Origin of the sequence: Thermodesulfobium acidiphilum (assembly GCF_003057965.1) — a bacterium.
In the GTDB taxonomy this organism is placed as follows: domain Bacteria; phylum Thermodesulfobiota; class Thermodesulfobiia; order Thermodesulfobiales; family Thermodesulfobiaceae; genus Thermodesulfobium; species Thermodesulfobium acidiphilum.
In genome coordinates this window covers 1,450,903-1,466,094 of record NZ_CP020921.1, presented here as the reverse complement: position 1 = coordinate 1,466,094, position 15,192 = coordinate 1,450,903, and the positions used below count along the sequence as shown (strand labels likewise).

The 15,192-nt window shown below is 33.2% G+C and carries 13 protein-coding genes; all 13 read left to right on the top strand.

What is annotated here, in order from left to right; all coding sequences use genetic code 11:
* Positions 1–28 precede the first annotated feature (28 nt).
* The 13 genes from ybeY (at position 29) to ppdK (ending at position 15,192) form a co-directional block, all read left to right on the top strand.
* Positions 29–442, top strand: a complete 414-nt coding sequence (gene ybeY / locus TDSAC_RS07350) for an rRNA maturation RNase YbeY (protein WP_199919760.1) — start codon at positions 29–31, stop codon at positions 440–442.
* Positions 417–833 (top strand): diacylglycerol kinase, encoded by a 417-nt coding sequence (locus tag TDSAC_RS07345; RefSeq protein ID WP_108309594.1) that lies wholly within the window; start codon positions 417–419, stop codon positions 831–833. Before ybeY ends, TDSAC_RS07345 begins: the two co-directional genes overlap by 26 nt.
* Positions 830–2,134: a hemolysin family protein gene (locus tag TDSAC_RS07340; protein WP_108309593.1), complete on the top strand. Its 1,305-nt coding sequence runs from the start codon at positions 830–832 to the stop codon at positions 2,132–2,134. The genes TDSAC_RS07345 and TDSAC_RS07340 overlap by 4 nt, the downstream gene beginning before the upstream one ends.
* Positions 2,118–3,743: a CTP synthase gene (locus TDSAC_RS07335; protein WP_108309592.1), complete on the top strand. Its 1,626-nt coding sequence runs from the start codon at positions 2,118–2,120 to the stop codon at positions 3,741–3,743. Before TDSAC_RS07340 ends, TDSAC_RS07335 begins: the two co-directional genes overlap by 17 nt.
* Before the next feature lie 83 nt (positions 3,744–3,826).
* Positions 3,827–4,267, top strand: coding sequence for a cytidine deaminase (gene cdd, locus TDSAC_RS07330; protein ID WP_199919759.1), 441 nt, complete (start codon positions 3,827–3,829; stop codon positions 4,265–4,267).
* Positions 4,264–4,800, top strand: a complete 537-nt coding sequence (locus TDSAC_RS07325) for a recombination protein O N-terminal domain-containing protein (RefSeq protein WP_108309591.1) — start codon at positions 4,264–4,266, stop codon at positions 4,798–4,800. The genes cdd and TDSAC_RS07325 overlap by 4 nt, the downstream gene beginning before the upstream one ends.
* A complete protein-coding gene (locus TDSAC_RS07320) occupies positions 4,793–5,989 on the top strand; it encodes an MFS transporter (protein WP_108309590.1) in 1,197 nt (398 codons plus the stop codon). Before TDSAC_RS07325 ends, TDSAC_RS07320 begins: the two co-directional genes overlap by 8 nt.
* Complete coding sequence (locus tag TDSAC_RS07315) at positions 5,982–7,103, top strand: glycosyltransferase family 4 protein (RefSeq protein ID WP_108309589.1); 1,122 nt, start codon at positions 5,982–5,984, stop codon at positions 7,101–7,103. Before TDSAC_RS07320 ends, TDSAC_RS07315 begins: the two co-directional genes overlap by 8 nt.
* A gap of 44 nt (positions 7,104–7,147) precedes the next feature.
* Positions 7,148–8,602 carry a glycosyltransferase family 2 protein gene (locus TDSAC_RS07310; protein ID WP_108309588.1) on the top strand — a complete coding sequence of 485 codons (1,455 nt, stop codon included), beginning with the start codon at positions 7,148–7,150 and terminating at the stop codon, positions 8,600–8,602.
* Position 8,603: 1 nt separating this feature from the next.
* Positions 8,604–9,476 carry a glycine--tRNA ligase subunit alpha gene (locus TDSAC_RS07305; RefSeq protein ID WP_108310364.1) on the top strand — a complete coding sequence of 291 codons (873 nt, stop codon included), beginning with the start codon at positions 8,604–8,606 and terminating at the stop codon, positions 9,474–9,476.
* A gap of 63 nt (positions 9,477–9,539) precedes the next feature.
* Positions 9,540–11,615 carry a glycine--tRNA ligase subunit beta gene (gene glyS, locus TDSAC_RS07300; protein WP_108309587.1) on the top strand — a complete coding sequence of 692 codons (2,076 nt, stop codon included), beginning with the start codon at positions 9,540–9,542 and terminating at the stop codon, positions 11,613–11,615.
* 24 nt (positions 11,616–11,639) lie between these two features.
* Complete coding sequence (locus TDSAC_RS07295) at positions 11,640–12,452, top strand: pyruvate, water dikinase regulatory protein (RefSeq protein WP_108309586.1); 813 nt, start codon at positions 11,640–11,642, stop codon at positions 12,450–12,452.
* Positions 12,453–12,540: 88 nt separating this feature from the next.
* Complete coding sequence (gene ppdK / locus TDSAC_RS07290) at positions 12,541–15,192, top strand: pyruvate, phosphate dikinase (RefSeq protein WP_108309585.1); 2,652 nt, start codon at positions 12,541–12,543, stop codon at positions 15,190–15,192.

Here is a 15,192-nt window from a genome sequence, read left to right as displayed (position 1 = left end):
AGTATTATCTAAAAGGAAAAGGTATAAATTGAATTATATACAATTAAAAAAGGCTATTAAAGAATCTATGAATTTTCTTGGCGTAGGGGAATGTGAACTTAGTTTATTACTTACGGACAATGACGAAATTAGAACTTTGAACAAAGAGTTTCGTAAAAATGATTGTCCCACAGATGTTCTTTCGTTTGAAGGAGATATAAATTTAGGTGTTTTAGGAGATATAGTAATTTCTGTAGAAAGGGCAAAGGAGGATTTCTTGTCCTGTTCTTATGGCGACATAATTCCTGAAGTTGCCAAAAAAAATTTTGAAAGTTATTTGTTGTGGCTCATTGTTCATGGGATCCTACATAATTTAGGATTTGATCACGACAACGATGTTAGCGAAAAAGAAATGAGATCCAAGGAGAAAGATTGTCTTGAAAAGGTCTCACAATATTTATAAAAGTTTTTATTTTGCAATAATGGGTCTTTTAGTAGCTCTTAAGGAAGAGAGAAACTTAAAAATTCAGTTAGGTATATTTTTTTTGTTATTAACCATCGGATTTATATTAAGGTTTGAACCATTTGAATGGACTATTGTTTTGTTATCGTCCTCTATTGTTATCGTTTCTGAGATGATTAATTCAGTCATAGAAAGAATAATGGATTATATAAATCCTGAATTTGATGACAGGATTAAAACGATAAAGGATATGTCTGCCTCATTTGTTCTTATCGCATGTCTTTTTTCTATAATCATTTTTTTGATTCTAATTTTAAATCGTTTTGCCCCATATATTTTTGGGTTAAATAGTTGTTTTAATAATCATTTTAAGGATTTTAAACTAACATGATAACTTATCTTCTTTTAACTTTGTTTTTAATTATATGCTCAGCTTTTTTGTCGTGTAATGAAACTGTTTTTACTAAGGCTAGTAGAATAAAAATTATGCAATGGATCAATGACAAAGAGTCTGGGCATGAAAAAGCAGGTTTTCTTTTGACACATCCTCAAGAGGTAATAACAACTCTTTTGTTATTGAGCAGTTTTGTTAATATTGCTCTTTCTACTTTGGTAACGTCTTTTATGATAGAGTTATTTTCTTTAAACAACATTGGTTCTATAGCAGTTGCCGCCTCTTTATCTGTGATTATTTCTTCACTTTTTATTATTGTAATTGGCGAAATTGTTCCAAAAACTATTGGCTATTATTTTGCTGATAAATTATTTTTTGTTTTTATATCTTCACTTTATTTTATGACTTATATAAGTAGACCCTTTGTTTTCTTATTTACTTCTTTATCAAAGACTTTCTTATTTCCGTTTGGTATAAAGAACATTAAAGGATTACCGTCAATTACAGAAAGTGAACTGAGATATCTCGTAAACGTAAGTGAAGAAGAGGGAGTTATAGAAAAGGAAGAAAAAGAAATGATAAGTGGGGTTTTTGAATTTAAGGATAAAGTGGTAAGAGAAATTATGGTTCCAAGAATTGATATGGTGTGTATAAAAAAGGGGACTACTTTAAGCGATACTTTGGAAATTATAAGGAACGAGGGACATTCAAGATATCCTGTTTATGATAAAGACATAGATAATATTGTAGGCATTTTATATGTAAAAGATATTCTTATGAATCTAGGTCCATCTACCGATTATTCTAAAACTATTGATTCATCCCTTAGAGAAGCCTACTTTGTTCCAGAGGGGAAAAATATTAGCGAACTATTTAGAGAACTTCAAGCCAAGAGATTGTATATGGCTATTGTAGTGGATGAATTTGGAGGTACAGCAGGACTTTTGACGGTAGAAGATCTGGTTGAAGAAATAGTAGGAGAAATAAGAGACGAATATGATTTTGATGAGGAAGCGCTCGTGAAAGATTTTAACGAAAATAGCTTTATTGCGAATGGAAGACTGAGTCTTAGAGAGTTTGCGGCTAAAGTTGACTTTGATTTTGAAGATTTTATTGATGGTTACAATGAAGAAACGCTTGCTGGCCTATTGTTCGCCCTCTTTGGAAAGATACCAAAGGAAGGCGAGAAAATAATATTTAAAGGCATCGAATTTAAAATTTTGAAAGTAGATGGCAGAAGAATAAAGGAAGTATTGGTTACCAAAGAGAAAGGAGATGTAGATGAAGTTAGACAATAACACAAAATTTGTTTTCGTCACTGGTGGGGTTACCTCATCTCTGGGTAAGGGTATAGTGGTTGCTTCTTTGGGAAGAATATTGAAGTCTATGGGTTTAAGGGTAAATGTTATTAAACTTGATCCATATTTAAACGTAGATCCAGGTACAATGAACCCTTATCAACACGGTGAGGTATTTGTAACTGATGATGGAGCTGAGACTGACCTTGATCTGGGACACTATGAAAGATTTATAAATACAAATCTTACAAAGTCATCGAATTTAACTTCTGGTATGGTTTATCAGGAAATACTTTTAAAGGAAAGGCGCGGAGACTTTCTGGGCGGTACTGTTCAGGTTGTGCCGCACGTAATAAATGAAATAAAGTCGAAGATCAGAGAAGCTGCCAGGCTTATCGATGGAGGTGTTTTAATTTGTGAGGTTGGAGGTACAGTAGGAGATATAGAGGGTGAGCCATTTTTAGAGGCAATCAGACAATTTAAAAAGGATGTTGGCAGGGATAATACTCTTTATATCCATCTAACACTCGTTCCTTATTTAAAAGCTGCAAGAGAACTAAAAACAAAACCCACTCAACACAGCGTCAAAGAATTAAGGAGTATTGGAATTCAACCCGATATAATAATACTTAGATCAGAGAAATCTATTAATAATTCCATAAGGGAGAAAATATCTCTATTCTGTGATGTAGATCCCGAAGCAGTAATCCCACTAGAAGACGTAAGACATGTAATTTATGAGGCGCCAATTATGCTTGAGTCCAACAAATTAAGCAAACTAGTAGCAAATAAACTAAAGATTGAACCATATGTAGAACCTCAATTAGATAGTTGGATTAGAATAATTGAAATGGCTAAGAATTTAAAGGATATGGTTGAAATTGCTATTGCAGGTAAATACGTTGGATTGCCTGATTCTTATATTAGCGTAGTGGAATCTTTGAGACACAGCAGTTTACATTTAGGATACGAATTAAAAATTAGATGGATAAATACAGAAAATATCAACTCTATGGATGATGCTAGAAAAATGCTTGAAGGAGTAAAGGGCATTGTGGTTCCTGGTGGTTTTGGGGTTAGAGGTATTGAGGGCAAAATATTGACAGCAAGATTTGCTCGTGAAAACAACATTCCGTATTTTGGATTATGTTTGGGTATGCAGATTATGTGTATTGAATTTGCGAGAAATGTACTTGGATTAAAAGGTGCAAATAGCACAGAATTTGATGAAAATACAAAATTTCCTGTGATTGATTTGATGGAAGAACAGAAGAGGATAGTTGATAAGGGGGCTACGATGAGGCTCGGGGCATTTCCATGTAAACTGGTGGATAATACTCTTGCAAAGCGCGCATACAACCAGGATTTGGTTTTCGAAAGGCACAGGCATAGATATGAATTCAATAATTTATTTAAAAAAGATTTTGAAGAACACGGTATGATTGCTAGCGGCATATTTGAGGAAAAAAATCTAGTAGAAATTGTAGAGTTAAGAGGTCACAAATGGTATTTGGGAACCCAATTTCACCCAGAATTTAAGTCGAGACCTAACAAGCCTCATCCATTGTTTTTTGATTTTATGAAAGTTGCAATATCTGATAAATTATAATTTAAAGCTTTTTCTTTAAAGCTTTTTTAAGTCAATAAGTAGAGGTCTGGTTATTCTTAAATTTTATTTGGAGTGCAGTGATTTTGGATATAGAGAAGGAAGTAAATTTGCTTTTAGGTTCTAAAAATAAAATTTATAAAGATTTAATAGAAACACTTATAAATGAAGCTAAAAATGCTTCAATGTATTCTTATTCACCCTACTCAAGGTTTGCGGTTGGAGCTGGTTTGTTGTTGGAAAATAAAAGCATAGTTCAGGGTTGTAATATAGAGAACTCTTCTTATGGGTCTACTGTTTGCGCAGAGAGAGTAGCTTTTTTTAAAGCTCTTTCTTCTGGAGAGCGAAGTTTTTTATGTCTTGCAGTATATAATAAAGATATTTTGCCATATCCATGTGGATGTTGCCTTCAGGTTATGTCTGAATTTGTGGATAGTAATTTTCCAATCATTCTAATTTCTAGTAAAGAAATAAGGGTTATACCTTTTTCGGATCTTTTAAGACACCCATTTAGCTTGCATAAATGATAGAACAGGGGATTTTTTTAAGATCTTATCCTATTAAAGAGAATAGTTTTATTGTTAAAATTTTAACTGATAGTTTTGGTTCTTTACCAGCTCTCCTGAAGGGTAGTAAGAAGGCTATATTTAGAAAATTAATTTTTCCAGGCACATTTATGGATGTTGAACTTGTTAAAACAAAGGGAGAGATTATGATATTAAATGAATATAGTATAATAAGATCGCCTAACATAGGCTCCTTTAGGCAATCAATTTTACTCTCTTCGTATTTGGATATTATAGATAAGATTGCAAGGGGTGCTTTTGAGTCTGTTAAAAGAGTGTATGCGAACATTTTTTTTGAGAACGAAACGCAATTTAAAGACCTTGATTGGTTTGTAAAATCCTTGAAGGAAGAATTTTATTATGCTGGTTTTGTAGATGAATTGCACTATGAAAAAGATATTAGTGATTTTAAGGCTTTGAAGAAGCAAATGATTGAAATTCTAGGCTATTTGCCAAAATCGATAAAGTTAATTGAAAAGGAATTTTATGAATAGAGTCTGGCTTTTTGAAGATAAATACTTTTTAAGATTGTGGATAGCGCAGATTTTTTCACAGTTTTCGGATAAATTTTTAATGGCAGCTTTAATGATTGCAGTTTCAAATATAACCAATACAAATATTAGCGTTTCGTCACTTATGGTGTCCTTTGCCCTGCCATCTGTGGTGATAGCTCCTTTTATAGGTGTTTTTTTAGATAAGGTAGACAGAAAGTTTATCCTGGTTTCAATAAACATTTTAAGAAGTTTGTTATCTATTTTATTAGTTTTTTTTCTAGAAAATTTATTTGCAATTTATTTTTATAGCTTTTTAATAGCTTCTTTGATTGTTATATTTGCTCCAGCAGAATTTGCAATGATACCAAAAACTGCATCGAAAAAAAATTTGTCAGCTGCCAACTCACTCTTTAACGTTACATGGGTAATGTCATTTATACTTGGTTTTGCTGCTATTAGTCCAGTTGTGTTATTTTTTGGTATAAAAGTGGCTGTGGTGCTTACAGCTATGTCTTATTTGGCAGCTGCTATTGTTTCTTCAATTTTACCAAATGACAGACCACATTCAGAAGTAAAGTATTGCTCTTTTAGAAAGGCTCTTTTTGACTCCTTTACCTATATAAAGTCTTCAAAGCTTATTCAGGTTTTAATACTTGAACAATCTATTGCAACTTCTTTGATGGGAATGGTAAGCGTTTTAGCTGTAGGTTATGTTAGAGAAGTTCTTCACCTTAGTGAAGCTAATTTTTCTATAATTGTTGTTCCTGCAGGATTTGGAATGGTTTTGGGTTCTTTAATAATTGGTCATATTAAAACTCCAACTTTTAAAAATTCCACCATTGTAAGCATAGGAATACTGTTTGCCAGCCTATGTTTGGTGTTGATGTCCACAATTACTCAAATACTTATTATACCAATAATTTCTTTTTTGTTAGGTATTGCTAATGCACTTGTAAATATTCCAATTCAATCTATGATGCAAAAAGTAGTAAAGGAATCTTTTAGGGGAAGAGTTTTTGCAATATTAAATATGTTTATTAGCTTTACTTCGACATTTCCTATTCTTTTTGCAGGCGAATTAGCTGATATGTTTGGCGTAAGAATTTGTTTTTTAATTCTTGGAATTTTAACTTCACTTTTATATTTTTCTATAAAATCTGTAGCAGTGGAGGCTGATAGGATTGAATAAACTTAAAATACTAATTCTTGGCAGACTTTCTCCAATTGATGGCAATTCGGTTTATGTGCAGGAAATAAAAGAAAAACTTGACGAAAGAGGTCACAGCGTTCATCTATTACTTTTTGATGAAGGTGAGGATGAAAAAGATAGAAGTTTTTTGCCTTATCTATTCAAAACTCAGCCGTATATTATGATAGCTCCTTCAACAATAAGAAAACTAAAAGACATTGTAAAGTCTGTGAAGCCCGATTGTATTCATATATCTTTAACCCTTTCCTTTTTAGATTTTTTTATCCCGGATATATTCGACGATATTCCAGTAATTGCTACATTCCATCCGCCTTTTGATAAAAACAAAACTCTTTGGGGTGTTTTTTCACAAGTTGTTTACAACGTTTATGCTCCTTTTTTGAGTAATTATGATAAAATTATTACTCTTTCATCCGTACAAAGCGATTTTCTAATGGAAAAAGGAGTAAAAAAAGAAAAACTTCAAATAATACCAAACGGAGTAGATCCTATAAAATATTCCCCAGGTTATTCTGATTTGAAAGAAAGGTTGAATGCTGATTTTCTTTTTCTTTATTTAGGGAGGATAAGCCCTGAGAAGAATGTAAAAGTTTTATGTGAGGCTTTTTTGGAGAACAACTTTCCTGAAAAAGTTAAACTACTGATTGTTGGTGATGGAATTGATCTTTTAAAATTGAAGAGGGATTTTAATAGCGAAAACATAATATTTTTTGGCGAAGCAAATCAGGATAGAAAACAAGAAATTTTTAGGTCTAGTGATGTCTTTGTTTTGCCGTCATCAATAGAGGGGCTTCCTCTAGCTCTTTTAGAGGCAATGAGTTCCAAATTGATGTGTATAGCAACAAATGTAGGAGCTACACAGGATGCACTTCAGGATTCTGGAATACTGCTTAACCCTATGAAATTAAAGGATGAATTAATTCATGCTTTAAAGATTAGTTATCAAAACGAAGAACTAAGAAGTAAGTTTTCTAGTAAAGCAAGAGAAAGAATTATAAGTAACTTTAATATATTTAGACAGATACAAATTTTGGAAGATGTTTACTATAATGTAATAAATTTCAGGAAGTTTTTGGAGAAAAGCAAAGTTTGAATATTTGAATAAATAAATATTTTTTATCAAATTATTTAGAAGGTGTGAAAATTAATCAAAAGAAAATAGAGAACAAAAATATTGTATGTTTTGAACAGGAGAGATCAGAAGAACTCAGATTAAAAGTGATGTCTTTTATACTTTTTAATTTAACAAAGTACAAATCAATTTTATCGTTGATATTTATCCTCCTTTACTTTATTGTATGGTTTTATATTAGAAGGGTTATAATGGCTCTTTACGTTTTTTTTATTTTAATATTTTTCATTTATCTTTTTTTTCTAATTAAGAAGTTGAAGAGTATGGATGATATAATCGATTCTAAGCAAAATGATCTTGAGAGTAATGACTTTTTTTATAAATTTAGCATTTTAATATGTGCTCACAACGAGGAGAGCGTTATAGAAAATACCTTAAAAAAAATTATTGAGTTGAATGGGAATTTTGAAATAATAATAGTAGATGACAGATCTGAAGATAAAACAGGAAAAATAGTAGATGATTTTGTTTTAGCATATAAAAAGGAATTTGATTCTGACAAGGAAATTAAAGTTTTACATAGAACTCATGATTCTAAACCGGGTAAATCGGCTAGCTTAAACGATGGGATAGAGCTTTGTTCAGGCGATTACGTTGTTATGTTGGATGCAGATTCATATTTTATTGACAGAGATGCTTTGGTTAAAATTTCTAATTTTATAAACAAATTTAAACCAGATGCGATTCAATTAAGAAAGGTTTCATCAAACCCAAACTATAACCTTATTTCTTACTTATCTTATCTTGAATTGTGTTTGGATTCCTTTATGCAAAAATCTAGAAATGCCTTTGGAGGGGCTGTTGAACTTCGAGGATCAGGCATGGTTATTAGCAGAGAGGTGTTAAAAGAGGTTCATGGATTTGATGAAGAGTCTATTACAGACGACCTAGAAATGTCTTCAAGGCTGTTCTTTAACAGGAAGAAGATAGTATTTCTTGAAGAACCCTTTGTTTATGAACAAACTGTTTTTGATCTCTTGTCATGGTGGACGCAAAGGTTTAGGTGGCTTGAGGGTTCGCTCAGAAGATACATTAAATATTCAGCACTTATACTAAGAAGAGCAATTTCAAATAGATGTAATAATTGTTTGAAGGAAATTTCTTTTGAATCAACAAAATCTAACCTTGATTTTTTTCTTTTTTTTATTTCAGAATTTTTAATACCTTTTTTTGCTATACTATCTATGTTTGAAGAAATAGGATTATTAATCTTTGGAAAAGGTGATATTTTAATACTTTTAGTTATCATCTTGTCTTATCCAGCATTATTATTTCCAATTTCAATGTTTTTTTTAAAAGATTATTTTAATATCGGTTTTATGAAAAGAATCTTACTTTCTCTATTTTTTTCCCTTTATATGTTAACCTGGATGTTTATAATGTTTTTTGTTTTTAAAAGGGTTTTGTTTGATAACAAACCTAGTACATGGGTTTCCCCAAAACGTTTAGGAGGTGTTTGAAATCAAAAAATTAAATTTTCAACAGATCATATTAAAACTTCAAGATTTTTGGACAAAGAATGGGTGCGTGTTGCTTCAGCCGTATGATGTGGAAAAAGGGGCTGGAACAATGAATCCTTCAACTTTTCTAAGGGTTTTGGGACCAGATAGCTGGAATACCTGTTATGTTGAGCCCTCTAGAAGGCCTACTGATGGTAGATATGGAGAAAATCCTAATAGACTACAACACTATTATCAGTTTCAGGTTATATTAAAGCCTGCCCCAACGTTTACTCAGGATATATACATAAGAAGTCTTGAGGCTTTAGGCCTTGATGTAAAAAAACACGATATTAGGTTTGTAGAAGATGATTGGGAATCTCCGACTCTTGGCGCTTGGGGGATAGGTTGGGAGGTGTGGTTGGATGGTATGGAAATAACCCAGTTTACCTATTTTCAACAGGCTGGTGGAATAGATCTTGACCCTATTTCTCTTGAAATAACCTATGGGTTAGAAAGGATAGCTCTTTATCTACAGGATGTAGACAATGTTTTTGACATAAAAATTAACGATAAAGTAACCTATCGCGATATTCATTTTAATAGTGAAGTAGAATGGTCAAAATTTAATTTTGAAGAAGCTGATATTCTGATGCTAAAAAGGCACTTTGATGATTATGAGGAAGAAGCTTTAAGGTTAATAGAATTAGATTTGATAAGACCTGCTTATGATTATGTGCTTAAGTGTTCGCATAACTTTAACCTTTTGGACGCAAGGGGTGCGATTGGAGTATTAGAAAGGACTCATTATATATCAAGAGTTAGAAATCTAGCAAAAGAAGTTGCAAAAAGAGTAGCAATTGCTGAGAAAAATAATAAAGAGAATAAAAAATAAAAGTAAAGATGTTTAATTTAAAGCATATTATCTTAAAGAAAGAGAGGAAATGTAGATAAAAGTATGAAGTACTTGTTGGAAATAGGTTGTGAAGAGATGCCATCTAACTTTGCATCGAGCGTTTGTAAAGACTTTAAAGAGATATTCTTAAACAAATTTTCAGAGATATTTGGTAGCAAGGATTTTGAAATGATAAGACAAAACACAGAATGTTATGTTACTCCTAGAAGAATTGTTTTGTTTTCTAATTTGCCTGATTTTACTCCGGAAACAAAACAAAAAGTAAAAGGACCTCCTGTAAGATTTGCTTATGACTCTAACATGAAGCCTATGCCTGCGCTGTTTAAATTTGTTGAAAAATTTAATATTTCTATTGATAATGTAAAGATTGACAAGAGTGAAGGTGGAGAATATGTAGTATTTTATAAAATAGATAAAGGCCTAAAGGTTTCAGATATTATTCCCAATATTTTACCCAGAGTAATTTCAGAATTGAAAATGACAAAGAGTATGAGATGGGGAGCTAAAATTAGATTTGTAAGACCAATAAGATGGATCTTATCTCTTTCTGATTCAGGGTATGTTAAGGTTCATCTTGGGAAATTGGAATCAGATAAATTTACTTATCTTGAGAGATTTACTCCCAATGAGCAGTATGAAGTAAAATCGATTGAAGATTACTTTAATATTATGAAAGAAAAAAATATTATCATCGATCAGAACGAAAGAGCAAAGACTATAGAACTTGAAATTAAAAAAGTTTTGGATAAGGATAAAAAAATTGTTTATGATCAGAATCTTTTAAAAGAGGTATTGTTTTTGGTTGAAAGTCCTAAGGCATTTTTGGGTTCATTTAATCCTGATTTTTTAAATCTTCCTAGAGAAGTTCTTACAACTGTAATGGCAAGGCATCAAAGATATTTTGCTGTAGTAGATAACAATAACGAGATAATGCCCAATTTTGTAGGAATAATAAATGGTGTAAATAAGGATACAAAGATAGTTAGAGCCGGAAACGAAAAGGTTTTAAAAGCGAGGCTTTCAGATGCAATGTTTTTCATGAAAAAGGATTTAACGAAAAAGTTAAGGGACAGATTAGACGATCTCGTTAGCGTTTCTTACCTGGAAGGGTTAGGAAACTATTTAGACAAAACTTTTAGAATTAGAGAACTATCTCTTGCGTTTAATAGGTTTTTTAATATAAATCTTGATGAAGAGTTGATAAAAAATTCATCGACGCTTTTGAAGTGTGATCTTGTTACTCAGATGGTTTTTGAATTTCCAGAATTACAAGGTACAATGGGGAGAATTTATGCTGAAAAGGAAGGGATAGATCCTGAAATTGCACTTGCAATAGAGGAGCATTATTTGCCAATAAACATGAAATCCCCTCTTCCTACTACTTTATTAGGTAAGTTATTTTCCTTTTCTGACAAATGCGATCACCTTTTTATGTCTTTTTTGAATAATTTGACTCCGTCAGGTGCAGGGGATCCATATGGTCAAAGAAGAGCAAGTGCTGGAGTGTTGAGAATATTGATGGATAATGGTTATGAAAACGAACTTGAAGAAATATTTAACTTTGCCCTGAATTCTATTTCATATATAACTACCCTCCCTTCAAGGGACATTAGTCAGTTAATTAACTTTATGAAAATCAGGATGTCGTCTTTGTTTATTGATATGGGTTACAGATACGACTTGGTTGACGCTGTTCTGGATATTACGTCTTCACCTGTAAAGGCTAAAAGAAGATTGGACGTTCTTACTGAATGGTCTAAGAGAAAAGATTTCTTTGATATTGTAAGCACTATTATTCGACTTGGAAGAATTATTTCGGAAAAAGAAGAACTGGTAGCATTTGATCCATCTTTGTTAGTTGAGAGAGATGAAAGGGACCTTTATGAAAAATTTATCAATAATAAAGATAATTTGGAAGATGCAATACTAAACAAAAAGTACGATGAGATTTTAAACATAATCATTAATCTTTCTGGATCAATTCACACTTTTTTTGAAAATGTTCTTGTTAATGTGGAGGATAAGAAACTTAGAGATAACAGAAAAGCGTTGTTAAACTTAATATCATTGCCGTTTTTTAGATTGTGGAATTGGAAAAAGATAGTAAGAAATCAGTGATAACTTTCTTTTTAAGGAGTCAAAGTGAATATTCTAATATTATCTGATTCAACCGGTCACACTGCACAAGCAGTAGCAGTGGCTGCAACAAGCCTTTTTCCTGAGAATGCCGTTGATTTTCGAATTAAAAGAATTCCTTATGTAACTGATGAGAAAAAGCTTATTGAAATTTTAGAAAACATTAATCCAGAAGATACGTTGATACTCTACACAATTGTAACCAGTCAACTTAGATCGCTTTTAAAGGATGAGGTAGAGAAAAGATCTATAAAGGCTGTTGATGTTTTAGGCCAAACAATTGATGCAATAAAAACGTTTACAAGACAGAGCCCAATTGAAAAACCTGGAATTTTACACAAACTCGATACCATGTATTTTAGCAGGGTAGAGGCAATAGAGTTTGCTGTAAGATGTGATGATGGGAGAGCAAATCTAGGCGATTTGTTAAAAGCTGATTTAATATTAATTGGTGTATCTCGAACTTCTAAGACCCCACTTTCAATGTATATGGCACATCAAGGATACAAGGTTGCAAATATTCCTTTGGTATTAGGCATAGAACCTCCTAGCATATTGTTTGATCTGCCTAAGGAGAAAATAATCGGTTTGACTATAGAACCAAATGCTTTAGCTGCTATAAGAGCAAAGAGATTGGAGAAAATGGGTATTACCGGCATGAAGGCGTATATGGATATACGATTTGTAGAGGAAGAGCTCCTTTTTGCTAAAAATATTATGAAGAGGATCGGTTGTAAAGTTGTTGATGCAACAAACAAGGCAGTAGAGGAAACTGCGACAGAAATACTTAATATTTTGAGCAATAATAAAATTTCCTAAGAAAGTTTATATTTGTTTGTTGTGCTAAAATCTAGTTTAGTAATTCTGAGGACAAAAGGGTTTAAAATCTATTTTAGGAGGAGTGAACATGGGGAAATGGGTATATTTATTTGAAGAAGGCAACGCTTCCATGAGAGACTTGTTGGGCGGTAAGGGTGCTGGTCTTGCAGAGATGACAAACATTGGTTTGCCTGTACCCCCAGGGTTTACTATTACAACTGAAGTTTGTAATCTCTATATGAAAAAGGGCGAAAAAGTTATCGAAGAGCTTTGGCCAATGGTTTTGGAAAATGTCAGGATTGTTGAAGAAAAAACGGGGAAAAAGTTTGCTGCAAAGTCTGGGTTACCTCTTCTTTTTTCGGTTAGGTCAGGTGCAAAGTTTTCGATGCCAGGGATGATGGATACCGTTTTAAATATTGGCTTAAACGATGAGACGGTAGAATTATTTAGTAAGGAATCTTCTAATCCAAGACTTGCCTATGATTCTTATAGAAGACTTATTCAGATGTTTGGCGATATTGTATTGGATATGGGCTTACAGCCTTTTGAAAATGAACTTGAAAGTTTAAAGGCCAAAAAAGGCATTAAATATGATGTAGAACTAAGTGCTGATGACCTCAAGGAGCTTATAAAAAGATATTTTGACATATATAAGAAGTTTAATAAAGAATTTCCACAGGACCCTTTTATTCAATTGAGAATGGCCATAGAAGCCGTATTCAGATCGTGGAACGCTCCTCGTGCAATTACTTATAGAAGAATTAATAATATTCCGGATGACCTTGGCACAGCTGTAAACGTTGTAACCATGGTTTTTGGAAATATGGGCGATGATAGCGCTACTGGTGTAGCATTTACAAGAGACCCAAAGAAAGGCGATAAGGGGATTTTTGGTGAATATTTAGTAAATGCACAGGGTGAAGATGTAGTTGCCGGTATAAGGACCCCAAAGCCTATAATCGAGTTGAAAAAGGAAATGCCAGCTGTTTATGATGAGCTTTTGAAGTTTTGCAAAATTTTAGAAGAACACTATAAAGATATGCAAGATATAGAGTTTACCATAGAAAAGGGAAAGCTTTATATGCTTCAAGTTAGAACGGGCAAAAGAACGCCTGGTGCAGCTGTAAAACTTGCTATGGACTTTTTGAATGAAGGGTTGATCAGCGAAGAAGAAGCAATTTTAAGAGTTGAACCGTCCCAGGTGGACTTTTTACTTCATCCAAGAATTAATGTCTCCTCCAAGCTTCAAAGTATAGCAAAGGGGTTAGGTGCATCTCCGGGTGCTGCTACAGGGAAAGTTGTTTTTGATGCTGATCTTGCTGCTAAGATGAGTGATGAGGACGTAATTTTAGTTAGACCAGAGACTGTTCCAGATGACATCCACGGTTTGGCTGCTGCAAAGGGTGTTCTTACTGCAAGAGGTGGAATGACAAGTCATGCTGCTGTGGTAGCTAGAGGAATGGGAAAGCCTGCTGTAGTAGGTGCTGAATCGATAAAAATAGATCTAAAAGAAAGATTATTTACTGTAAATGGTGAAACTGTAAAGGAATTTGACGTTATAACAATAGATGGGACTTCTGGAAATATTTTCAAAGGCGTTGCTCCACTTATTATGCCAGAGCTCAGTGAGGATCTCAAGAATTTGTTGTCTTTGTCTGATAAATTAGCTAATATTCAAGTTAGAGCCAACGCTGATACTCCAGAAGATGCGAAAAGAAGCTATGAATTTGGGGCAAAGGGAATAGGCCTTTGTAGAACTGAACATATGTTTATGGCTCAGGATAGACTTCCAGCTATGCAAGAAATGATAGTAGCCGAGACTATAGAAGAAAGAAAGGCTGCACTTGAAAAGCTGCTTCCCATGCAAAGAGAAGATTTTTATGGGATATTTAAAGAAATGAAAGGGTATCCTGTAATAATTAGACTTCTTGACCCGCCTTTACATGAATTTTTGCCAAAAAGGGAAATCTTGAAAGAAGAAATATCCCAACATGAAAAAAATGGAGAAAAAGACATTGCAGAGAAAAAGAAGAGACTTCTTAGAAGGGCAGAAGCTCTTAAAGAATCTAACCCAATGATGGGTTTTAGGGGATGCAGGTTAGGCCTTGTTTATCCTGAAATAAATGAGATGCAGGTTAGAGCTATTTTAGAAGCGGCAGCGAAAGTAATGAAAGAGGGTGACCGGGTTTTTCCTGAAATAATGGTACCACTAGTAGGCCATATAAATGAAATAAGATTTGTTAGAGAAAAACTTGAAGAGGTTGCAAAGGAAGTTATTTTGGAACAGGGCATTCAGATACCATATTTATTTGGTACCATGATAGAACTTCCAAGGGCAGCGCTAAGAGCTGATGAAATTGCAAAATATGCAAAATTTTTCTCTTTTGGCACAAACGATCTTACTCAAATGACTTTTGGCTTTAGCCGAGATGACGCAGAAAGCAAATTTTTGCCAGTGTATTTAGAGAGGGGAATACTGCCTGTAAATCCATTTCAAACGCTTGATAGAGATGGAGTTGGTGAGCTGATGAAGATTGCTGTCGAAAGAGGGAAAAAGGTAAACAAAGATCTGGAAATTGGTATATGTGGTGAACATGGTGGAGACCCTGAATCAATAGCTTTTTGCTATGAAATAGGTCTTAATTATGTTAGTTGTTCTCCCTTTAGGGTGCCAGTGGCTAGATTGGCTGCTGCAAGAGCAACTATTCTTGCAAAAAGGCAGTATGAAGCTGATAAATAA